At 58.8% G+C, this 20,868-nt stretch carries 16 protein-coding genes; 7 read left to right on the top strand and 9 right to left on the bottom strand.

All coding sequences use genetic code 11. From position 1 onward, the window contains the following. Positions 1-8 precede the first annotated feature (8 nt). The 3 genes from ACVWXZ_RS04855 to ACVWXZ_RS04845 all read left to right on the top strand — a co-directional run bounded on the left by ACVWXZ_RS04855 (position 9) and on the right by ACVWXZ_RS04845 (position 4,262). Positions 9-1,451, top strand: coding sequence for a hypothetical protein (locus tag ACVWXZ_RS04855; protein ID WP_457482227.1), 1,443 nt, complete (start codon positions 9-11; stop codon positions 1,449-1,451). Positions 1,452-1,750: 299 nt separating this feature from the next. Beyond that, positions 1,751-3,193: a UDP-N-acetylmuramoyl-L-alanine--D-glutamate ligase gene (gene murD, locus ACVWXZ_RS04850; RefSeq protein WP_457482226.1), complete on the top strand. Its 1,443-nt coding sequence runs from the start codon at positions 1,751-1,753 to the stop codon at positions 3,191-3,193. Continuing rightward, a complete protein-coding gene (locus ACVWXZ_RS04845; protein WP_457482225.1) occupies positions 3,138-4,262 on the top strand; it encodes an FtsW/RodA/SpoVE family cell cycle protein in 1,125 nt (374 codons plus the stop codon). The genes murD and ACVWXZ_RS04845 overlap by 56 nt, the downstream gene beginning before the upstream one ends. Positions 4,263-4,719: 457 nt before the next feature. Here ACVWXZ_RS04845 and ACVWXZ_RS04840 read toward each other — a convergent pair whose 3' ends face one another. Next, positions 4,720-5,331 carry a hypothetical protein gene (locus tag ACVWXZ_RS04840; protein WP_011431963.1) on the bottom strand — a complete coding sequence of 204 codons (612 nt, stop codon included), beginning with the start codon at positions 5,329-5,331 and terminating at the stop codon, positions 4,720-4,722. 331 nt (positions 5,332-5,662) lie between these two features. On the opposite strand from ACVWXZ_RS04840, the gene ACVWXZ_RS04835 reads away from it, so the two are divergent. After that, a complete protein-coding gene (locus tag ACVWXZ_RS04835; protein WP_011431964.1) occupies positions 5,663-5,842 on the top strand; it encodes a hypothetical protein in 180 nt (59 codons plus the stop codon). Positions 5,843-6,033: 191 nt separating this feature from the next. On the opposite strand, the gene ACVWXZ_RS04830 is transcribed toward ACVWXZ_RS04835, so the two are convergent. Next, complete coding sequence (locus ACVWXZ_RS04830) at positions 6,034-7,620, bottom strand: NAD(P)H-quinone oxidoreductase subunit 4 (RefSeq protein WP_457482224.1); 1,587 nt, start codon at positions 7,618-7,620, stop codon at positions 6,034-6,036. A gap of 256 nt (positions 7,621-7,876) precedes the next feature. Next, on the bottom strand, positions 7,877-8,878 hold the full coding sequence (pdhA, locus tag ACVWXZ_RS04825; RefSeq protein WP_011431966.1) for a pyruvate dehydrogenase (acetyl-transferring) E1 component subunit alpha: 1,002 nt from the start codon (positions 8,876-8,878) through the stop codon (positions 7,877-7,879). A 326-nt stretch (positions 8,879-9,204) separates the two neighbouring features. On the opposite strand from pdhA, the gene ACVWXZ_RS04820 reads away from it, so the two are divergent. Further along, a complete protein-coding gene (locus ACVWXZ_RS04820) occupies positions 9,205-10,026 on the top strand; it encodes a phosphatidate cytidylyltransferase (protein ID WP_457403230.1) in 822 nt (273 codons plus the stop codon). Here ACVWXZ_RS04820 and ACVWXZ_RS04815 read toward each other — a convergent pair. Together ACVWXZ_RS04815 and ACVWXZ_RS04810 are read right to left on the bottom strand one after the other, a co-directional pair. After that, the gene (locus ACVWXZ_RS04815; protein WP_457385621.1) at positions 10,016-10,525 is read right to left on the bottom strand and encodes a putative iron-sulfur cluster-binding metallochaperone; all 510 of its coding nucleotides are present in this window, start codon (positions 10,523-10,525) and stop codon (positions 10,016-10,018) included. The genes ACVWXZ_RS04820 and ACVWXZ_RS04815 overlap by 11 nt on opposite strands. Then, on the bottom strand, positions 10,522-10,947 hold the full coding sequence (locus ACVWXZ_RS04810) for a heavy metal-responsive transcriptional regulator (RefSeq protein WP_414401614.1): 426 nt from the start codon (positions 10,945-10,947) through the stop codon (positions 10,522-10,524). The genes ACVWXZ_RS04815 and ACVWXZ_RS04810 overlap by 4 nt, the downstream gene beginning before the upstream one ends. A 169-nt stretch (positions 10,948-11,116) precedes the next feature. Here ACVWXZ_RS04810 and ACVWXZ_RS04805 point away from each other — a divergent pair, with 169 nt between their 5' ends. Beyond that, entirely contained in the window at positions 11,117-13,855 is a 2,739-nt protein-coding gene (locus tag ACVWXZ_RS04805) for a valine--tRNA ligase (RefSeq protein ID WP_457482223.1), read from the top strand. A 224-nt stretch (positions 13,856-14,079) separates the two neighbouring features. Beyond that, on the top strand, positions 14,080-14,403 hold the full coding sequence (locus ACVWXZ_RS04800; RefSeq protein ID WP_011431969.1) for an RNA recognition motif domain-containing protein: 324 nt from the start codon (positions 14,080-14,082) through the stop codon (positions 14,401-14,403). 231 nt (positions 14,404-14,634) lie between these two features. On the opposite strand, the gene cobN is transcribed toward ACVWXZ_RS04800, so the two are convergent. The 4 genes from cobN to ACVWXZ_RS04780 form a co-directional block, all read right to left on the bottom strand. Continuing rightward, complete coding sequence (gene cobN, locus ACVWXZ_RS04795; RefSeq protein WP_457482222.1) at positions 14,635-16,848, bottom strand: cobaltochelatase subunit CobN; 2,214 nt, start codon at positions 16,846-16,848, stop codon at positions 14,635-14,637. Between the two features lie 454 nt (positions 16,849-17,302). Further along, positions 17,303-17,782 carry a gamma-glutamyl-gamma-aminobutyrate hydrolase family protein gene (locus ACVWXZ_RS04790; RefSeq protein ID WP_414417175.1) on the bottom strand — a complete coding sequence of 160 codons (480 nt, stop codon included), beginning with the start codon at positions 17,780-17,782 and terminating at the stop codon, positions 17,303-17,305. Positions 17,783-17,949: 167 nt separating this feature from the next. Next, the gene (locus ACVWXZ_RS04785) at positions 17,950-19,014 is read right to left on the bottom strand and encodes an ABC transporter permease (RefSeq protein WP_011431976.1); all 1,065 of its coding nucleotides are present in this window, start codon (positions 19,012-19,014) and stop codon (positions 17,950-17,952) included. A gap of 64 nt (positions 19,015-19,078) precedes the next feature. Next, positions 19,079-20,836 carry an ArnT family glycosyltransferase gene (locus tag ACVWXZ_RS04780; protein WP_457482221.1) on the bottom strand — a complete coding sequence of 586 codons (1,758 nt, stop codon included), beginning with the start codon at positions 20,834-20,836 and terminating at the stop codon, positions 19,079-19,081. Positions 20,837-20,868 lie beyond the last annotated feature (32 nt).

Genomic DNA, 20,868 nt, shown 5'->3' with positions numbered 1-20,868 from the left:
TTCTGTCCATGTCTGAACCCCTGAATCCCCCTTTCCATTCCGAGCCCCAAAATGCCTCGCCCAGCGCAAAGGTTGCCTCAGATGCCGTCAATGGCGCTGCTGAGGGCCTGAACTGGGAGGAGCTGTGGCGGCAGCTGGAAGCGGGCTGGCAGGATCTACCCCGTCGCTCCGAAGAGACGGTGCAACAGACCCTGGCTCGCCTGCAACTGGAGTGGGGCGGGCTGTGCCGAGAGGCGCGGGATCGGCTGCAAAGCGCTCTGGAACAGTCGAGAACGGCGGGATCCCCAGAGCCCATCCACCGAGAGCTGCAAGCGCTCTTGCCCCTGCTTAACCCCTGCCAATGGGAAGTGGTCATTGGCTCTTTGCGGCAGGCTGCGGATCGCGCCTGGGTGGCCAGCTTGCTGTATCACGGCTTGCAGGAAGCGGCCTATCCAGAGGCGGAAAGCCACGGGATCCCTTCTTGGGCTCGGACGCTGACCTCTGACCAACGCTCTGCTCTGGAGGCGATGAGTGCCCGTGCCTATGGCAACAGCCGCCTGCCTTTGGTGATGGACAAAAGCGGCCAGATTCAAGTAAAGGCCTCAGCCGCCTTGTTGGCCGCCTTGATCGCCATCGAGATCGGCAGTGTGGGTTCGGCAGGTGCCTTGTCCTTGCTGGGCACACCGGAGCTGCGCAAGCTCTTGAATGCCGAGGGCAAGCTGCGGCGAACCGGCTTAAAACAGGGACGAACTGCCCTCACAGAAGAAGAATGGCAAACGCTGCGCCGTTGGCTGGATCCCAAGGGATCTCCTCCCGACTGGTATCTCAATCTCACTCAAGTGGGGATCCAGACCACCCAAGTGGGGGACTATGCGGCACGGCGGCTGCGGGAGTTTTTCCAGAGTGAGTGGATTAAGCTCGTGATCCCCCCCTTGTATCACCTGGTCATCGATGCAGTGCGGCTACTGACGGGAGAAGTGTTTCTCAGCGTGGGCACCACCCTGGAATCGGCTTTGGAATCGGCAGAGGCAGAGCGGCGACTGGAGTTGGTGCTGCAAGCCTTGCCCCAAGCGCGGAATATTCCCAGCCCCGACCGGATCCAAGCTGCCATCCCCGCTGTGGTGGAAGCTGCCGAGAAACTCCTCAGACCTCTGCTGGCCCGCCAGTTGATGACCGTGGCGGACATCTTCGATCCGCCCATTCGCAACGAGAGCCTAAATGAATTGGGGCGGCAGCTCAACCTCTGGAACCCCTTCCAGTTTTTGCTCACCTGGAGCACGGCCGGCTGGCTGGAGGCCCTTCTGGATCAGATCAGCGAGTTGCAGCAGACCTACCCAGAAATGCCCCTGTGGGAGAGCTATCGCCAGGGCCTTGAAACGGCAGTGCAAGCTCCACGGGTGATGGATCAGGCGGAGGCTCTGCGTCTAACGGCCAAGAGTCTGGATCCCAAGTTGGATCCCTTGGAAGATTGAGTAGATGATGCATAGGGAAGAAAATTTCCTACAGCATCCACAAAGTGAGGCTGGCAGGCTAGGTGGAATCTTTTCTACGCCAAAGACAAATCTGCACGGGTTGTAGAGGGTGGCCGGCGGACTGGTTTCCAACCTATTCCCAAGTTAGCCATCCAGGCGGCTAGGAAAACTCCATCCACTCCACCAACTGGTTACCCCCATAAGCAAGGGGAGTGTCGAACAAAAACATGCGGGTCAAGGACGTGACCGGTAAGATCCAAGCAGGGATCCCCAAATAAAGAAACGAAGTAGAAACCAACGTGCAACATCAAGTTTTGGGGTTAGGCATTGCGGGGCTGGCGGCAGCGCGGCTGTTGCGGGCCCAGGGCTATGAAGTGCTGGTTTGGGATGAGCAAGATTCCCCTCTTCTCAGACAGCGGCAGGCTGAGCTCAATCAGGAAGGGATCCCGGTTCGGCTGGGGCAGCCTTTTCAACTGGCCGAAGGGGTGAAGCAGGTGGTGGTCAGTCCGGGCATTGCCTGGGATCACCCGCTGCTGCAGGCGGTGCGTCAACAGGGAATCCCGGTGGTGGGGGAGGCGGAGCTGGCCTGGATCTATCTTGACCACCTACCCTGGGTGGGGATCACCGGCACCAACGGCAAAAGCACCACCACAGCTCTGGTGGCGGAGATGTTCAAGGCGGCGGGGTTGCAAGGGATCCCCTGCGGCAACATTGGCCTGCCCCTGTCGCAAGTGGCTCTGGCAACGCTCCAGGGAAAGCTCAAGCCGGATTGGATCGTGGCGGAGCTGAGCAGCTACCAGTTGGAGGCCAGTAGCCGCCTCATGAGCAGTACTCCTGGAGGCCCGCCGCGCATTGGGGTGTGGACCACCTTCACTCCCGATCACCTAGAACGGCATGGGACGCTGGAGCGCTATGCCAGCTTTAAGGCTCGCCTTTTGGATCGGGCCCAGTGGCGGGTGCTCAACGGCGAGGATCCCTACCTGTGCCGCCGCCGGCAGGACTGGGAAAATACCTATTGGACTTCCCTTGTTGCTACCCAAGGCTGTTGTGACCGGGATCCCACCGCAACCCTTGACCTGCGGGAAAACCGCCTCTACATCCAGGGGGAGATGGTGGCGGAGCTGGAGGACTTTGCAGAACGCTGCCCTGGCCAACACAATCTGCAAAACCTGCTCTTGGCGGCGGCAGCAGCGCGTCTGGCCGGGATCCCCAACGCTGCCATTCAAAAAGCCATCCGATCTTTTGCCGGCATGCCCCATCGACTGGAGCGGGTGGCGCAAATCCAGGTGGGAGCCACCCCCATCCGCTTTGTCAACGACAGCAAGGCCACCAACTACGAGGCCGGCTGGGTGGCACTCAACGCCCTCTCCCCACCCATTATTCTGATTGCCGGAGGAAGGGCTAAGCAGGGGGATCCCGGCGCCTGGTTGCGGTTGATTCGGGCCAAGGTGGCCCGCGTGGTGCTGATGGGGGAGTCTGCCCCAGCCCTGGCGGAGGCCCTCCAGGGGATCCACTATACTGACGTTGAGCTGGTGCCAACCCTAGATGTAGCGGTGGAAAGAGCCTTTGCAGCGGCTTGTTCCCTTTCCCGTCAAGCTCAGAGGTTGGGGAAGCCCGCTCAGCCCATCACCGTTTTGCTGTCTCCCGCCTGTGCCAGTTTTGACCAGTACTCCAGCTTTGAACACCGTGGCAACCATTTCCGAGCCTGCTGCCAAGCCCTTCAGGGATCCCTGGAATGCTGAGGCTCGCTGGCTGCGCTGGCTCACCTTGATCTGGCTGGTGCTGGGGCTGCTGATGCTGTTTTCTGCTTCCTACCCGGTGGCTCAGCGGATCACTGGCGATGGCCTCTACTTTTTCAAGCGGCAATTGCTCTGGGCCGGGTTGGGTCTGGGTTGCTTCTGGGCTCTGGTGCGGATCCCGCTGCGGCGCTGGTTCCCCTGGGCCGGGATCCTCTGCTTGCTGGGAGTTGGCTTGGTGTGGGCCACCCAGGTGCCGGGGTTGGGGGTTTCCCGCCTGGAGGCCAGCCGCTGGCTGGATTTGAAGGTGATCCCTGTTATCCAGCCTTCAGAATTGCTCAAGCCCCTGTTGGTGTTGCAGGGATCCTGGGTCTTTGGCCGCTGGTTTCACCATCCCCTCTGGTTCCGCATCCTCTGGGTGGTTATCTTCGCCTTTGCGCTCTTGGGGATCCTCGCCCAGCCCAACCTGGGCACCACGGCCATCTGCGGCCTTACCCTCTGGGTCATGGCTTGGACTGCCGGGATCCCAGCTTTCACCCTTTTGGCCACAGCGGGGCTGGGGATTCTGGCGGCTGTGGTGAGCATTCTCAGCAAAGATTACCAACGACGGCGCATCTTGGCCTTTTTGGATCCCTGGGGTAACGCCCAAGGGGATGGCTACCAGCTGGTGCAAAGCCTGTTGGCCATTGGCTCTGGCGGCCTGTGGGGCAAGGGATATGGCCTCTCCCAGCAAAAGCTGTTCTACCTGCCCATCCAATACACCGACTTTATCTTCTCGGTGTATGCAGAAGAGTTTGGCTTGGCCGGATCCCTGTTCTTTCTGGGGTTGCTGACTTTCTACACTCTGCTGGGCTGGCGGGTGATGGGGCGCTGTCGGGAGTTGACCATTCGCTTAGTAGCCTGCGGCTGCCTGATGTTTCTGGTGGGGCAGTCGCTGATGAACATCGGCGTGGTCACCGGGGTTCTGCCCACCACAGGTGTGCCCCTGCCTTTGTTCAGTCATGGCGGCAGCTCTATTCTGGCAGGGCTGATCACAGCAGGATTGTTGGTGCGGGCAGCCCGCGAAGCAGGGTAAAGTAAGGCTGCATGTTGCCAACCCAGCAAAGGGATCCTTTCAAGCAAGCAGCAAACCCAGAGGGCCAGGGATCCCTATTGGATTGGTTAGTCTCTGCTTTAGAGCGGCTTCTTATGCAGCAAAACCAAAGCTGAAGTTGAAACCGAGCCTAGATCCAGCCCATTTCATCCAAAACGAGGGTAAACACCGTCGCGCAACAGGCCACCAACAGCGACACATAAGCCGGCTGACCGTGGGCAATGCAAACACCGGCTGCCACCGAAGCGCCCGCAGCTGCGGAAAAGGTACGACCTGCCCAATTGCCTTTGGAGGGTTTGTCAGAAGGATTGAATTTGTTAAACATTTTTACAGCAGAAAGAGGATTCAAAGGGAATCAATTCCATAGGAAACGGCCTCAGGTTATCACCCCCCGACTCGATTCCAGAGGGATCCAAGGCCATTCTCAATATTTCTTCGCTTAGGCTTCAATCTTTCGTAAAATTGCGCTGAGATGCTCATAATCATCCCGCAACAGAGAGCTCAACTGCCGACCTGCCTGTAAAAGCCAGTTGCGATCCCGGTTCAGGATTCGGTAAGTCTGGCGGATCACGGCAGCCACCAGCTCATCGGTTGGGATCCCGTTGACCCGTAGCAGGGTGCGCAAAAACTCGAAAGAGCGGCAGAACTCCCTCACTTCCGTATCGGAGCAGAGATAAACCGGCTGGTGAATCTGGGGAGGGCGTGGCGGCAAGTACTGATAGACCCGTCCCCCGCTGACAAAGCCGACAATGGCCGCGCGAAAATCGGTGCGCAACATGGCAAAAATCTGGGGCTGTTGCTCCCGCAGCTCCTGAGGGGAGAGGCCCAAAGCCCTGGCGCGATGGACGGTGTCGATGGGGGCGATGGCGGCATAGCAAACCACGCCATAGATCAGGTTGCCGGTCTCTTCGTCTTGGGAGCGCGTCCAACTGCCGAGAGCAGGCATGGGCGGGAAGGTCAGGCGTTCCGGCTCGAAGCACTGGGCCACAAAGGTTGTGGTGTCGGCCTCCACCACTTCTCCAAAAGCAGAGGCAGGCTGGGGGGCTCTCATCGGGATCTCAGACTTCTCAAGGGTTGCTGCTGCAAAGGCCGACGGAGGGAGACAGAGGAGTCAGGAGAAAATGGAATTTTTCCAGGTTTTAAGACTTGTGAAGATAGGGGCATCCCCTTGCCCAACATTTTGCCCCTTTTGCAACGTTTTGTCCGATCCCCGGACGGCAAATCGGCAACTCAACGGCCTATGAGATCCTCATTGCTAAGAAAGTTAGCCGACTCTAGGGATCCCTGCGTAATATATTTTTTCACACGCTCCCGCGCAAATTCGCCATCCTAAATATTAGCCATTCTAAGTATTGAGCAGTTGGCGAGCGGAGGGAGAAACAATGAATGCTCAGCAACGCGGCCAAATCATCGCTTCTGAGTGGATGATCGACAGCCAAAACCCAGTACACTCCATTTCTCGGCTCAAGCGTCGGGCGACCTACTCCGATGTAACCCTCTGGTGGTTGGTGGTGCAGCTAAACCTGATGGAACAAAACTCTATTCATACCGATCACCGATAGGATGGACGGCACAAGAACAATCGGCTGCACGAAAATCCCAGCCCAGGAACATCCCGGATCCTAAATCCAATCTTAAAACTTAAAAAAAACAAAAGAAGAGCTGAAAGTTGAGTCGGGTTGCACCTCGAACACCAGCTCTTCTGGACAGAGTAAGGAATAGAGATAAAGAAGAACCGAGTCTCGACCCCCCTTTAATCCTCCAGAGGCAAAGCCGCCACCTGAGCCGATTGCACTGGCGAGGGGAAGAAAGGCCGCTGAACGATTTCAGTTGCCAACACACTGCGCAACTGGGCAGCTACCGCCACCGTTGTGACATCGTAGGTTTGGGTAGCCAGGCGCGGGTAGAAGCCAATGCCGAGAATCGGCAACAGCAGACAGAGGGCCACCGCCATTTCTCGCGGGCGCATATCCCCCAGGTAATCTTCCAAAACTAGGCCGGGATCCTGAGCCCCGTAGAACACCTGCCGCAGCATGGAGAGCAAGTAAATGGGCGTCAGAATGATGCCCACTGCCGCCAGCAGGGCAATTCCCGCTTTGAAGGTCGGCGCATAGGCATCGCTGGTGGTCAAGCCCAAGAACACCGTCAGCTCACCCACAAATCCGCTCATCCCCGGCAGCGCCAGAGAGGCCAGGGATCCCGCTGTAAACAGGGCAAAAGCCTTCGGCATCTGCTTGGCCAACCCTCCCAACTTGTCGAGGGCAAGGGTGTGGGTGCGCTCGTAGGTGATCCCCGTCAGGAAGAACAAAACTGCAGCGATCAGACCGTGGGAGATCATCTGCAGCACTGCCCCATTGATGCCCAGCTCCGTGAAGGCGGAGATCCCGATCAACACAAAGCCCATGTGGGCAATGGACGAATAGGCCAAGCGCCGCTTGAGATGGTTCTGACCAAAGGCCGCCAACGCCCCGTAAATGATGTTCACCACACCCAACACCGCCAGCACCGGGGCGAAGTACACGTGGGCTTCCGACAACATGCCCACATTCATGCGGATCAGGCCATAGCCCCCCATCTTGAGCAGAACCCCCGCCAAGATCATGGAAATGGGAGCAGAGGCTTCGCTGTGGGCATCCGGCAGCCAGGTGTGCAGCGGGAAAATCGGCAGCTTCACCCCAAAGGCGATCAGCAAAGCCGCATAGGCCAACAGCTCCAAGGCCACCGGGTAAGACTTAGCGCTCAGCTCTGCCATCTCCAGGCTAAAGCCCTCGCCATAGAAGGCCATTGCCAGGGATCCCACCAAGATAAAAATGGAGGCGGCGGCGGTGTAGAGGATGAACTTGGTGGCGGCGTACTGGCGCTTCGGCCCACCCCAGATGGAGATGAGCAGATAGACCGGCACCAGCTCGATCTCCCACATCAGGAAGAATAGAAGCATGTCCTGCGCCAGAAATACGCCCACCTGGGCGCCGTACATCAGCAGCAGCAGGAAGAAAAACAAACGCGGCTTGTGGGAGAGATTCCAAGCCGCCACAATCGACAGGGTCGTGATCAAACCCGACAGCAACACCAGCGGCAAGGACAGGCCGTCCACCGCCAGCGACCAGTGGAACCCAATTTGGGGCACCCAGGCGTAGCGCTCCGCCAGTTGCAGAGAAAAGTCCTGCAGGTCATAGTGCCGCGCAAAGACATAGGCCATCAGGCCCAAATCAAAAGCCCCCACAGCGAGGGCATACCAACGCACCCAACGGCTCTGGGGGATCAAGGGGATCCCGAAGGCTGCCAGCAGAGGCAAGAGCACCAGCACCGACAGCCAGGGAAACTCAAGAGAATTGCTCATGACCGGGAATAAATACTCATGCTCGATATCTCAATGATATGAAGCTGTGTAAACAAATGGGAAGCGATATTTACAAAAAAATCTGCGCCATCGCGCAGATCTCGAGAAAGTTTCTCTGATGCCGATCCTCGAGGAGCCTCGAGGGATCCAGCAGGACAGCACTCCGCCAGGTGGATGGGCCACCCGAGTTGGCCAGAGAACCTTGTGGGGATCCCCCGGCAAGCGACTCCCCCGCTACCGGGGAAGTGGCCAGGATCTACTCGTCTTCGGCAAAGACAAAACGGTGCAGCTCGTCCAGAGTGGGCTCTGGGCTTTCCAGGGCGAAAAGAACCGCGTCCTCAATCACGGCGCTGACCTCCGCGTGGATGGCTTGGAAGTCTGCCTCGGTCATTAGGTTGTGCTCCAGGGCATAGCGTTCCAGTTGCTTGATGGGATCCCGCTGCCGCCAGAACTCTTTTTCCTCAGGACTGCGCAGCTCGTCAGGGTCGGCCAGAGAATGGCCCCGGAAACGATAGGTGATGCACTCCAGCAAGGTGGGGCCTTCTCCGGCACGGGCGCGGGCGATGGCCTGTTGGGCGGCCTCTCGCACTGCTAGCACATCCATCCCATCCACCTGGTAGCCGGGCATGCCAAAAGCCGGGCCTTTGCGGTAAATATCGGTGTCGGAAGTGGCGCGTTCATGGGCCATGCCAATAGCCCAGAAGTTATTTTCCACCACATAGATGATGGGCAACTTCCAGAGGGCAGCCATGTTGAGGCACTCGTAAAACTGGCCGTTGTTGCAGGCTCCATCCCCGAAGAAGCAGGCGGTTACCTGGTCGGTGCCCCGATATTTGGCAGAAAAAGCAGCCCCCGTCGCCACTGGGATCCCTTCGGCCACGAAGGCATAGCCCCCCAAGAAATTGTGCTCCGCCGAGAAGAGGTGCATGGAACCACCCCGACCCTTGCTGCAGCCGGTGGCCTTGCCGAACAACTCTGCCATGACCGCCCGCGGCGGGATCCCGGTGCTGAGGGCATGCACATGATCGCGGTAGGTGCTGCACACGTAGTCGGTGGGCTTGAGCGCCTTGATCACCCCCGTAGAGACGGCCTCCTGGCCGTTGTACAGATGCACAAAGCCGAACATCTTGCCCTTGTAGTACATTTCGGCGCACTTGTCTTCAAACAGGCGGCCCAGCACCATGTCTTCATAAAGAAGACGAGCCTCTTCGGCAGAAATGCGAGCAGTTGTGGAGCGCGAAGTAAGTTCTTGAACCATGCTGCGGTGCAACGAATCAGAGGTATCTTAGGCGGTCAGCAGTGAGCTTTGCGGTTTGCCCATTATCTCATGCTCCAGTCTGTCTGCCACCTTACCTGGAAATCCCATCCTGCAGGGCCGAAAGCGGTTGTTTCGAGGCCAAGGGAGTTAAACTGAAAGGCTAGGGCAAGAGGCGTTTCCATTGCAGCAGCCGCATCAGGACTCCGTCCCGCAAACGCGAATCTTGAACACCAGAGGGGGGGTTTCTTCTGCTCTCGGCTTGGACGTCGATCTGCTGGAGCCGGGGGCAAGAGGTATTTGGCCAGCCAACGTGACGGGGTGCGCCCATGGGAGCCCGTTGGGTTAGCGGTTTTGCGGCGGTGTTGTTTGCGTTGGCGGTCACCCTGCTAGGGGGCTGGTATTTTACTGCAGCCATTGGGCTAATCATTTTTTTGGCCCAGTTGGAGTTTTTTCGCTTGGTGCAAGCCAAAGGCAATGCGCCGGCCATGCGCACCACCATGTTTTCCAGCCAGGTGCTGGTGATTTTGCAGCAGGTGAGGCCGGAGTGGACCAGCCCTGCCTTTATCGTGGCGGGATCGATCATCTGTTTTTATTTGCTCTTTAAGCCCAAGGTGGCCACCATTGCCGATATTGCCACCTCAATTTTGGGACTGTTTTACTGTGCTCTGCTGCCCAGTTTTTGGATTCGGGTCAGGGCCTTGTCTTTTGCGCAAGGGCTGGGCGAAGGGCTATGGATTACGCTGCTGGCCATTGGCTGCGTGATCGCCGCAGATGTAGGGGCCTACCTGTGTGGTCGGGCCTTTGGGCGCACCAAGCTCTCCATCCTCAGCCCGAAAAAGACGGTGGAAGGGGCGGTAGCCGGGATTGCCGCCAGCATGACCCTGGCCGTGGCCGGAGCCCACGCTCTGAGCTGGCCCTGGAGCTGGCTGAGCGGCAGCGTGCTGGGGTTTTTGATTGGGTTAACTAGCCTGCTGGGGGATCTCACCGAGTCCCTCATGAAACGAGATGCGGGAGTAAAAGACTCCGGGGATCTCATTCCCGGCCACGGCGGCATTTTGGATCGGGGCGATAGCTACGTCTTTACCGGGCCGCTGGTGTTTTACTTTATGGAATGTCTGGAATGGCTCAACGCCTATTTCAGCCAATAATCGGGTTTTGTTCCTCAGCCTTCCTTTGCTGCATCTCCAAGATGACTTGTCTGACGTTTTCCAGACAGCAAAATCCCTGCGGGTTGTTCACCTGACAGCCACAGCCCCTGGCTTTGATGTGGTCGGCAATCCCCTCGAGGATAGCCTGGGGCGTTTTGGATCCCTGGAGCTCTTGCCAAATGCGCCGGCGCGTCCATCCAAAACAGTAGCAGACAGGCACGTCCTCGCCACTTTCTTTCTCGCCACTTTCTTTTTGAAAGACGGGAACCTTGAGGTCGTCAACCCCAAAGCTTTGACCTTCCTCAGAAAAATAGACGACGGGGCAAAGGGGATCCCGACAAAACGCATAGCTGGCGTTAGCATTAAGTTGCTCCAAAGCCTGACAAGACAGAAGGCTCTTCAGCGTAATCAGTTGAATCGGGATCCCTTGCTCCCCGCTCTTTGGACACAAGGGCTGCCAAGCTTTAGCAGAAAATGGGAAAAAGGGTTCTCTTGTCATGGGTTATTAAGCTGTTGCTGTTGAAAGATAGCGCAAGAGGAACTTTTCTCCTGCTCAGAAAATTTTTGTTGACACTTTTCAATGAGTGTCGATAACTCCCCTCTGAGTTCCTGTAGATGGGCGATTGACTTGTCGATTTGTCTTAGTTTTTCAGTTAGCTTTACGTACACCTGCCAACAGGGCAGGGCTTGCCCGTTCTCCTGAAGCAGGAGCAATTCTTTGATCTCGGCCAGGGTAAGTCCCAAAGCCTTAGCGCGGGCAATGAAAGCTAGCCGCTCCAGCTCAGCTTCTCCGTAGAGGCGGTAGCCCCCCTCTGTCCTACGGGGCTTGGGGATGAGCCCCAGGCGCTCGTAGAAGTAGAGGGTTTGGGGGCTGATGCCCAACTTCTCGGCTACCTGACCCACCCGCAGCAGCTCAGACATGCCGGGTTCTCTACCCTCTCTCCAGAAGCTCTCTTAGCCTAAACCCTGTAGCTAACTACAAGGTCAAGAGAGATCCCCAGCAAAGCCCACCCCCCAAAAGAAAACCCGACGGCTGGGAGTAAGCTTGCTAACCTAGTTAGGGTAGTCCTTTGAGCAACCCAGCCCCCGCATGACTGCTGCACCTTCCCTCGCCAACCTGCCCAGCCAGTACAACCCCTTCGAGACCGAGCCGAAGTGGCAGCGCTTTTGGGAGGAGAAGGGCTTTTACGTGGCGGATCCCAAGGCGCCGGGAGAGGCCTTTAGCATGGTGCTGCCCCCGCCCAATGTGACGGGCAACCTGCACATGGGCCATGCTTTTGCCTTTACCCTGCCGGATGTGGTGACGCGCTACAAGCGCATGCGCGGCTACAACGTGCTCTGGCTGCCCGGCACAGACCATGCCAGCATCGCCGTGCACACCATCCTGGAAAACCAACTGCGCCAAGAGGGCAAGACCCGCTTCGATCTGGGCCGCGAGGCTTTTCTGGAGCGAGCTTGGGCTTGGAAGGAGCAGTCGCAGGGAGCTATCAAGAGCCAATTGCGGCGGCTGGGTCTCTCGCTGGACTGGACGCGGGATCGCTTTACCCTCGACGAGGGGCTGAGCCGGGCGGTAACCGAGGCGTTTGTGCGGCTATACGAGGCGGGGTTGATTTACCGGGGGGAATATCTGGTGAACTGGTGCCCGGCCACCCAGTCGGCGGTGTCAGACATTGAGCTAGACGACAAAGAGGTCAAGGGCCACCTGTGGCATTTTCGTTATCCCTTGGCCGAGGATCCCAGCCAGTATCTGGTGGTGGCCACCACTCGGCCCGAGACCATGCTGGGGGATACGGCGGTGGCGGTGAACCCCCAAGACGAGCGCTATTGCCATCTCATCGGCCAGTTCATTCGCCTGCCCATTAAAAATCGCCTCATCCCCATCATTGCGGATGAGTATGTGGATCCCTCCTTTGGCTCCGGGTGTGTGAAGATTACCCCGGCCCACGACCCCAACGACTTTGAAATCGGCAAACGGCACCAATTGCCCTTCATCAACATCCTCAATAAAGACGGCACCCTCAACGAAAACGGGGATCCTTTCACCGGCCTAGATCGCTTTGTGGCCCGAGAAAAGGTGGTGCAGTGGTTTGCCGAACATGGCCTGCTGGAGAAGGTGGAGGACTACACCCACACCGTTCCCCACAGCGACCGCGGCGGCGTGCCCATTGAGCCTTTGCTTTCCATTCAGTGGTTTTGCGATGTCTCGGGGATGGGGGCTCGCTGTTTGGAAGAGGAATACCAACGAAATAGCCCCCGCTTTATCCCTGAGCGCTGGACCAAAGTCTACACGGGCTGGCTGGAAAAGCTGCGCCCCTGGTGCATTTCTCGGCAGTTGTGGTGGGGCCATCAGATCCCAGCTTGGTATCCAGTCCTCAATGGCCAGCTTCTCGAGGATCCCCAAGCTTTTGTGGTGGCCCGCAACGGCGAGGAAGCGCTGCTCAAGGCCCGGGAAAAGTTTGGCCCAGAAGTCGAGCGGGTGGAACAGGATCCGGATGTGTTGGATACCTGGTTTAGCTCTGCCCTGTGGCCCTTTTCAACCCTGGGTTGGCCAGAAGAAACCGAGGACTTCAAGCGCTACTATCCCAACTCCCTGATGTCCACGGGGTTTGACATCATTTTCTTCTGGGTGGCCCGCATGACGATGATGGGATCCCAATTTACCGGCCAGATCCCCTTCAAAGATGTGTACATCAACGGCCTGGTGCGGGATGAGCACGGGGCGAAAATGTCCAAAACCAAGGGAAATGGCATCGATCCCCTGGAGCTGCTGGACAAATACGGCACCGACGCCCTGCGCTATGCCCTGGTCAAAGAGGTGGTGGGGGCAGGGCAGGATATCCGCCTGGCCTACGACCGCAAGACCGGCGAGAGCGCCAGCGTGGAGGCCGCCCGCAACTTTGCCAATAAGATCTGGAACGCCTCCCGCTTTGTGTTGATGAACTTGGAGGGGCAAACCCCTGCCCAACTGGGATCCCCTGCCCCCGAAGCGCTGGAGCTGGCCGATCGCTGGATCCTGTCGCGGCTGCACTCCACGGCCACCCAAGTTATCGCCGAGCTGGAAGCCTATGGCCTGGGCGAGGGGGCGCGCCTGCTCTACTCTCTCATTTGGGATGACTTTTGCGACTGGTACATCGAGCTGGTCAAGCCCCGGCTGCGGGGAGAAGACCTGGCTTCCAAACGCGCAGCGCAGCAGGTGCTGGCCACCGTTTTGGAAACCATTCTCAAGCTGCTGCACCCCTGGATGCCCCACATCACCGAGGAGATCTGGCAGCTGCTCACCCAGGCCAACCAAACCACCTCTATCTCCGTGCAGCCCTATCCCACCCCAGATCCCAGTTGGATCGACCCTCAACTGGAGCGGGAGTTTGGCTTGGTGATCCAAACCATTACCAGCCTGCGCAACCTGCGGGCAGAAACCGGCCTCAAGCCCCAGCAGGCCGTCACCGCCCTCCTGGTTACCGACGATCCCACCCAGCAGCAAATTCTCAGGGCTGCCCAAGCCTACATCCGGGATCTAGCTAAGGCTGAGGCTTTGGAGATTACGGGATCCCTGGCCACGGAGCCCAAACAGGTGGCGGCTGCAGTGGTGGGCACGGTGCAGGTGCTGATGCCCTTGGCGGGATTGGTGGATGTGGAAGCGCTGCGGGCCAAGCTGCAAAAAGACCTGGCCAAGCTGGAAAAAGAGGCCCAAGGGATCCGCGCCCGCTTGGAGAACCCCAATTTTCTCAACCGGGCCAACCCTGAAGTGGTGCAAGCCAGTCAGGAACAACTGGCAGAGCTGGAAGCCCAGATGAGGTTACTGGGATCCAGGCTGGAGAAGCTGGGCTGAGATGGCATCAGCGCAGGCAGAGCGGCGGGGTGATGAAGGCAATCTTCCCAGGATTTGGAAAAATCGGGGTGGCGAGCCCCTACTTCTGTGTTAGGATAGGGGACGAGATCGTTGTCGGTTGTAGTGCTCGTTTCTTCTAGTCTTGACGGATTTTCACGTTTTGTATTGGCAGACGGCTCTCCGAACATCTCACCCTTTGTTACTCTCTCTTTCGGAGATCGTCTATGTCGATTTATGTTGGCAACCTTTCCTTTAAGGTGACAGAAGCGGATTTGACCGCTGTTTTTGCTGAGTACGGTTCTGTCAAGCGGGTGCAAATCCCCACTGACCGCGAGACAGGCCGCATTCGGGGCTTCGGGTTTGTGGAAATGAGCTCTGAAGCAGAGGAGCAAGCCGCCATTGCTGCGCTGGATGGGGCGGAATGGATGGGGCGCGACCTCAAGGTGAACAAAGCTCGTCCCCGGGAAGAACGCCCCACCTCAGGTTTCCGCTCTGGTAACGCGAACAGTGGCGGCGAGCGGCGGCGGAGTTTTCAATCTCGCTATTGAAACGCCTGCTGAGGCTTCCCGGTGCTGGGCAAGGGATTCTCAGTTGAGCTTGTTTTGAAGCGCAGCACCAGGATCCAGCCGTCTCTCTAGGTTGCTTCAATTTTTGTTCAAGTGGTAGCTCAGGAGGAGTTGAGAGGGGATCCCAATCAACTCCTTTTGAATCTCTCACCGCCGACCTCTCTCTCAGAGGGAGAGGGGAGCTAAGGCAAACCGTATTTGAAACTGGAATAGCTACTGGGCTGGCGGTTTGTCTGGCCAGGGATCCGTTAGATCGGCGGTCAAGGGATCCCAGTCCCATCCCCAATCGCGGGCAATGGCCTGAGTAATCCCCAGTTGCCCGTGGCCAGGGTAGCGGGCCAGGGCTACCACCAGATCAACAAGCTGCTCACCGGCAGGGATTCGACCAAAGATGTGCAGCCCATCGCGAATCTGAGATTCTTTTAGCTCGCAGAGATAGCCATCCAGGCGATTCCAATCTTCTTCTTTTTCCAGGTTGAACTGTTGGTCTAGATGCTCTGCTCGAACCAGCTCCTGAATCTGGGCGCGAATCAGGGGACAACGACTGGGATCCAACTGTTGGGCCTGCACGTACTCATCCATCAGCCGTTCCAAATCCGCCAGGGGGCCGTACAGCTCGGCGCGGGTAAGGGGCGGGGTGAGGTGGTCGATAATCACTGCCTGGGCTCGCCGCTTGGCCTGGGATCCCTCTCCTGGGTCGTTGACGATGAAGGGGTAGAAGTGGGGCATTGGCCCCAGAGCAACCTCCGGGTAGCAGGTGGCGGAAAGAGCGGATCCCTTGCCGGGCAGCCATTCCAGGTTGCCGTGCTTGCCCACATGCACCACCGCTTGAGTGCCGAAGACCTGCCGCAACCACAGGTAAAAAGCCAGGTACTCGTGGGGGGGCACCAGATCCGGGGCATGGTAGTTCAAGGACGGATCCCGGTCGTAGCCCCGCGGGGGCTGGATGCCTACAAACACCTGCCCTAACTGCAGTCCCACCACGGGAATATCTCGAGAGGGCGGATCCCCCCACTGCCGGACGAGGTCGGTCTGGATGGGCTCAGGCAAGCGGGCAAACCACTCTCGATAAAGGGCAGCAGAAAGGCATTGCCGAGCCGGGCGCAGGGATCCCAAGGGGTCGTAGGTCTGGCCTTCGGTTAGCCAATGGATGAGTTCATCTCCAGTCTGGGGCAGGGGATCTACTGAGTAGCCAGCTCCCGCCAAAGCTTTGAGAATTTCCACACAACTGGCAGGGGTATCCAGACCCACCCCATTGGCCAGTCGCCCGTCCCGACTGGGGTAGTTGGCCAGGATCAAAGCCAGTCGCCGCTGGGAAGGGGGGGTGCGCCGCAGTTTCACCCAGTTGGCTGCCAGATCTGCTACAAACTCCACCCGATCCGGCACAGCCGCATAGGCCACCACCTCCGTTTGCAACCGGGGATCCCGCTGTTGAACCGCCTTGAAGGAAACGGCGCGGCTGATGATGCGCCCATCCACCTCCGGCAAAGCCACATTCATGGCCAGATCCCGCGCCCCCAATCCCCGCGTGGAGTTCTCCCAGCTCTGCCGGGATCCACCGCTGAGGATTACCTGCAAAACAGGCACATCCAACTCCTGCCACAGCCTCACGTCGGGCTGGTGGCTGTCCAACCGCGCCAGAGAAAAGCTGGTGGTGTTGAGCAACAGGTCAATCTGGCTGCCAAAGTGATCCCGAATGGCCTGGGGCAAGTCGGGATCTTGAAGGCTGTAGGTGTAAAGGCACAGAGGCTGCAGCCCCCGCTCCACCAAGGCTTTTGCCAATTGATCCACCGGCTCTATGTTCCCCGCCAGAACATGGGCTCGGTAGAGTAAAATCCCCACCTTGGGAGCTTGGGGATCCGCCAGCGGAGCTATGGGGGGTTGATAGATCCCTAGACGAGGCAGCACTTGAGGATCCGGCACCGAATATTGGCCCCCCAGAAACTCCCTAGCCAGAAACAGCAGACAGGCAGCCACATTCTCCGCTCCCCCCTCCAGCCAGTACCGCCACACCCGATCCGCCACCGCCAGGGGCACAGTGGAATGGCTCACCAAATCCCAGTCGGGGCGATCGTCCCCAGGAATGACGATCAGGGTGGATCCCTCCTCGGCGGCCACCTGCTTGGCTACCTCCAGGCCATAGCTCCAGTAGGCCCTTCCCCCCAACAGGCGAAGGAGCACCACCTGCGCCCGCCGCAGCACCCTCTCGGCATAGTCATCCAGGCTTAGGGGCTGTTGCAACTGCAACAAATTGGCCGCCCGCACCGCCGGAAAATCGCCGGGCAACAGGCGCAGGGCTGCGCTCAAGGCCGTGAGATCCGTATCGGCTGCCGAAAGGATAACGATGGGAGCGGGATCCTGCTCCAAGAAAATGACGCCGGATTGGGAAGGATCCCATCCCCCTGGCAAAGCAGCTATTCGGTGCATGGCCGCTCTCCCAAGAGAAGGAAGCTCAGGCTTAGCGACTGTACTTGAAGCACAGAAGCACCCCAGCTCCCAGCGCTCAACTGGTCAGGAAGGACTCCCGTAGTGGTTCCCGCTACCCAAGCATTGCCCTGTCCAAAGTGCTCCGCACCGCTGGCGCGAAAGTGCTCCGCACCGCTGGCGCGATCGACAGCAATAGAGTCAGCCACCTCATTCGCAGGAGTTCCGAACTGGCGAGCCCACTCGATTGAATGCGAACCGTAGGCTCTCAGAAGAATTGAACTGGCAAAAAAAGTTAAAGCACTTGCGAAAACTACCCTGCCCACCCTTTTTTTCATATCCTTCAAGTCCCCCCTTGCCGACTAGGGCAGCACCGCCTAGAGCCTAGCATGGGGCAGCTTTCTGCTGGCTACTGGGGTGTTGAGCTGCCGCAGAGGGATCCCGCCCTGGCAAAGCCTCAGCCTAACGAGCGTATTTGAGTACCAAGACATCTTTCATGCCCGCAAGGACTCCGTCCCGCTACCGCGAACAGCTTGCCGCCACTGACCACATTTAACAATTGCATCCCCCGGCAAATGCCTAAAACAGGGATCCCTTGGGCCAGCACGGCCTGAGCCAGGGCCACCTCAAATCGATCCCGCTCCGCGTTCACATAGCGCACCTGGGGATGTTGCGGATCCTCTCCAAAGGACTCCGTCCCGCTACCGCGAAAGGTGCTGGGGCAGAGGTCGCCGCCACCGGTCAACACCAGGCCATCCACCCAAGACAGCAAAACCTGGGGCTCGCTTTCGCCTGGGGGAAAAAGAACGGGGATTCCTCCGGCAGCACGAATGGCATCCACATAGCGGCCTGGCGCTACAAAGTCTCCCTCGTCATTGCGGTTGCGGGTGGTAACGCCGATGAGCGGTCGATTTGAAAAAGGGGATGTCCGATTCATCCTTCTACGATAGCCTCATTTCCCAATGTTGATGGTGCTATGCCTACGGCAGAGGAACCGCACCACTGTCCTGAGCAGAAAAATCCAAAGTTTTCCCCCGGGATAGGAGTTAAATCTCGTTGTTGCGCAACGCTAACGCAAAGGGATCCCAGAAATCGCCGAAGCCATTAACCTTTCCCAAGGAAGTAGCGGCGGCTGATCCCTTGGGCCAGCAAGACGAACAACACCAGGGATCCCTGAATCACACCGGCCAAAGAAGACTCCAATTGCAAAGAGAGAGGCAGTTGCAAGCTGCCGATGTTAAGACTGCTGAAGAAAAAGGCAATCGGCAAAATCAGCAGGGGGTTAAAGCCTGCCAGCATCACCACCAACAAGGCCAGAAAGCCCAAATTGCTGGAGATATTGGGGATGAGGCGATGGAACAGAGCCAACACCTGCAAGGCGCCCGCCAGCCCTGCTAAGCCCCCACAGCAGGCAAATGCCATGAGCAACCTACGGGTAGCCGGGATCCCCAACCGGAAAGCAGCTACAGGGTTTTTCCCCACCGCCCGCAACTGCAGGCCGAAGCGAGTGTTGCCCACCACCAGCACCGTCAGGGCCAAAGCCAACAGGGCCAGCAGCAACGCCACCGGACTGGCCTCTGACCGCCCCCAGGTGGGCAACCACAGACGGGGATCCAACACTTCCGTCCCGCTCATGGAAGCCACCCCCGGCCTTTTCCAAGGGCCGAAGATCAGGTAGAGCACCCAACCTTGGGCAACAAAATTCAGCCCCAGCCCAGCGAAGATCTCGTTGACCCGCCCCCACACATTCAGGATCCCAGCCAACAGGCCCCAGCCCGCCCCCCCCAGGATCCCGGCCAAAAGCGCCAAGGTAATGGCCAGTGGCGGCGGCAACCATCCCGCTTCCAGACGCACCAGAAACGTGGCCGCAATTGCCCCGACCACCATTTGCCCTTCGATGCCCAAGTTGTAGAGACCGGCAACAAACGTAAACACCAGCCCACAGCAGCAGAGGACAAGGGGAGCCAGCGTTGCCAAAACCCGGCCAAACTGAGCTTCAGTGCCGAAGGCCCCCTGCCACATGCTGGCCGCCACCTGGAGAGGTGAAGCCCCCGCCAGCAGGATCACCCCCGCCACAAATAGCAGCGCTGCCAGCCAAGCCAATCCCTGGATTACCCAGGTACGCTCTAGAGACACCCACGACCGGCCCGATTCCGCTATTCCCGCCATGCTTTAACACTTCCTAGGATTCTTAAACTTAAGATTTTTAAACTCAAAGAGGCTCCCCGCTGCCCTACTCCGAAAGGGGATCCAAACGGCGCACCAGTTGCCAGCCCTCCACCACCGCTAGAGGTTGTAACCCCAAATCCCGGATCTCCACCTGTTCTGCCTGCACCGGAGATACCCAAAGGTAGTCTCCATGCTCCCCTCGTCGCAGAGCCTGATCATCCACCCATCTCCCCGGATGGGGGGTATAAAAAGCGATGGCCTGGGCCTGACAGACATCCGGCAAGCCGCTGCGGCCAATATCCACCACCGTCTCCCCAGCCTCTGTCGAGGACTCCGTCCGAATAGCGCGAACGGACGGGGGCAGCATTTGGTTCCAATCCATTTGGGCAAAAGCAGGGCTGAAGTTGCCGAAATCAGGCCGCAAGACGATGGTGATCATAGCGAGGATCCCGGCCAACAAGAGGGTTCCCACCCACAGCTCGCCGGCACAGCGCAACACCCGCCGCCAACTCCAGATCCCCGGCAGCAAGAGGTACAAAACACCCATCACCACCAGCGGCCAAGCATGAGGCTGTAGGAGCTCCAGACCGTCTACACCTAGCCGGACGGCCACCCCCAAACCCAACAGTAGCAGCCCCACCGCTGCCAGGCCCCAAGAGATCACCTGAGCCAGACGGGGCTTTAAGTGCAAGGACTCCGTCCCGCTAACGCGATCCGCACCGCTGACGCGACCCCGCATAGCCAACGCTTGATCCAAGGCTACCCCGGCCAAGAGAGCCAGCCAAGGGTAAAGCTGCACGGTGTAGTAGGGGGTTTTGGTGGGATAAAGCTGCAACAACAACAGCAGCAGCAGGGGGAAAGACCAGATTAGCAGCGTGGATCCCGGCTGCTGGCGCACCAGGAGAAAGCCACCCACCAAAGCCAAAACCGTCCACGGGAAGCCATGAACGGGAATGTGCCAAAGGTAGTACCAGCCGGTGGCATCCGCATGGAAGGGCTCTTGCCCCAGATCCCACACCTTCCCCACCAGGGTGGTCAGCACCTGTGGGCCATACACCTGCATGGCTGGACCTAGCCAGAGGCCAAAAATCCCCAAGCCCAGCCCAAGCGCCAGCCAAAATGGGGCGGATCCCATCCAGCGGCGCCGTTGCTGCACGAGATAGGGGAGCAAAGCCGCCCCCGGCAGCAGGATCATGGCACTTTTCATCAGCAGGCCCAGCCCGAAGGCCACTCCGGTTAGCCAAAACCAAACCCTGTGGCCGCGGATACCGTTGACCAGCCCCAGGATCCCCAGCAGCTCCAGAAAGGTCAAGGGCACATCCTGCCCCACCAGCCGCCCCTGCTGCACCCAGAGGTAGCACAGGGGCAAAACCGCCATCCCCAAAAAGGCCGCCCGCATCGGCAAAAAAAACCACCCAATCCAACCCACCAGGGGAATGGAGAGCAAAGCAGCGAGGATCCCTGGCAGCCGCGCTGCCCACTCGTTTACCCCGTACAGGGCAAAACTGAGGGCCACGCTCCAGGTGAGCAGAGGGGGTTTCTCGAAAAAAGGCTCCCCCAAAAAAGTGGGCCCCAGCCAATGCCCTCCCCGCAGCAGCTCGCGGGCCATTTGGGCATAAAAGCTCTCGTCGCAGCCAGCCAAACTGGGATCCGCCCCCGAAAGCACAAACAGGGGCACCGCCAGGCCCATGACTAGTAGGCTTAGGCCCCAAAAGGGCACTAGGTGTGGGTCGCGGCGAAACTGAACGAAGGAGCTGGATCCCGGCAGGGATCTGCGGCTAGGAGAACTGCCCAGACGGTTGGGGTTGCCGAAAGGACGCATGGGACTCCGTCCCGCTAACGCGATGGGACAAG

Source organism: Thermostichus sp. MS-CIW-38 (genome assembly GCF_054058415.1).
This window is presented reverse-complemented; position numbering and strand designations above follow the sequence as displayed.

Excerpts from the sequence above, each read along its gene's own strand:
- ACVWXZ_RS04855 (WP_457482227.1), top strand. The coding sequence starts at position 9 with ATGTCTGAACCCCTGAATCCCCCTTTCCATTCCGAGCCCCAAAATGCC.
- ACVWXZ_RS04840 (WP_011431963.1), bottom strand. The coding sequence starts at position 5,331 with ATGAGAGCCCCCCAGCCTGCCTCTGCTTTTGGAGAAGTGGTGGAGGCC.
- ACVWXZ_RS04835 (WP_011431964.1), top strand. The coding sequence starts at position 5,663 with ATGAATGCTCAGCAACGCGGCCAAATCATCGCTTCTGAGTGGATGATC.
- ACVWXZ_RS04830 (WP_457482224.1), bottom strand. The coding sequence starts at position 7,620 with ATGAGCAATTCTCTTGAGTTTCCCTGGCTGTCGGTGCTGGTGCTCTTG.
- pdhA (WP_011431966.1), bottom strand. The coding sequence starts at position 8,878 with ATGGTTCAAGAACTTACTTCGCGCTCCACAACTGCTCGCATTTCTGCC.
- ACVWXZ_RS04820 (WP_457403230.1), top strand. The coding sequence starts at position 9,205 with ATGGGAGCCCGTTGGGTTAGCGGTTTTGCGGCGGTGTTGTTTGCGTTG.
- ACVWXZ_RS04815 (WP_457385621.1), bottom strand. The coding sequence starts at position 10,525 with ATGACAAGAGAACCCTTTTTCCCATTTTCTGCTAAAGCTTGGCAGCCC.
- ACVWXZ_RS04810 (WP_414401614.1), bottom strand. The coding sequence starts at position 10,947 with ATGTCTGAGCTGCTGCGGGTGGGTCAGGTAGCCGAGAAGTTGGGCATC.
- ACVWXZ_RS04805 (WP_457482223.1), top strand. The coding sequence starts at position 11,117 with ATGACTGCTGCACCTTCCCTCGCCAACCTGCCCAGCCAGTACAACCCC.
- ACVWXZ_RS04800 (WP_011431969.1), top strand. The coding sequence starts at position 14,080 with ATGTCGATTTATGTTGGCAACCTTTCCTTTAAGGTGACAGAAGCGGAT.
- cobN (WP_457482222.1), bottom strand. The coding sequence starts at position 16,848 with ATGCACCGAATAGCTGCTTTGCCAGGGGGATGGGATCCTTCCCAATCC.
- ACVWXZ_RS04790 (WP_414417175.1), bottom strand. The coding sequence starts at position 17,782 with ATGAATCGGACATCCCCTTTTTCAAATCGACCGCTCATCGGCGTTACC.
- ACVWXZ_RS04785 (WP_011431976.1), bottom strand. The coding sequence starts at position 19,014 with ATGGCGGGAATAGCGGAATCGGGCCGGTCGTGGGTGTCTCTAGAGCGT.
- ACVWXZ_RS04780 (WP_457482221.1), bottom strand. The coding sequence starts at position 20,836 with ATGCGTCCTTTCGGCAACCCCAACCGTCTGGGCAGTTCTCCTAGCCGC.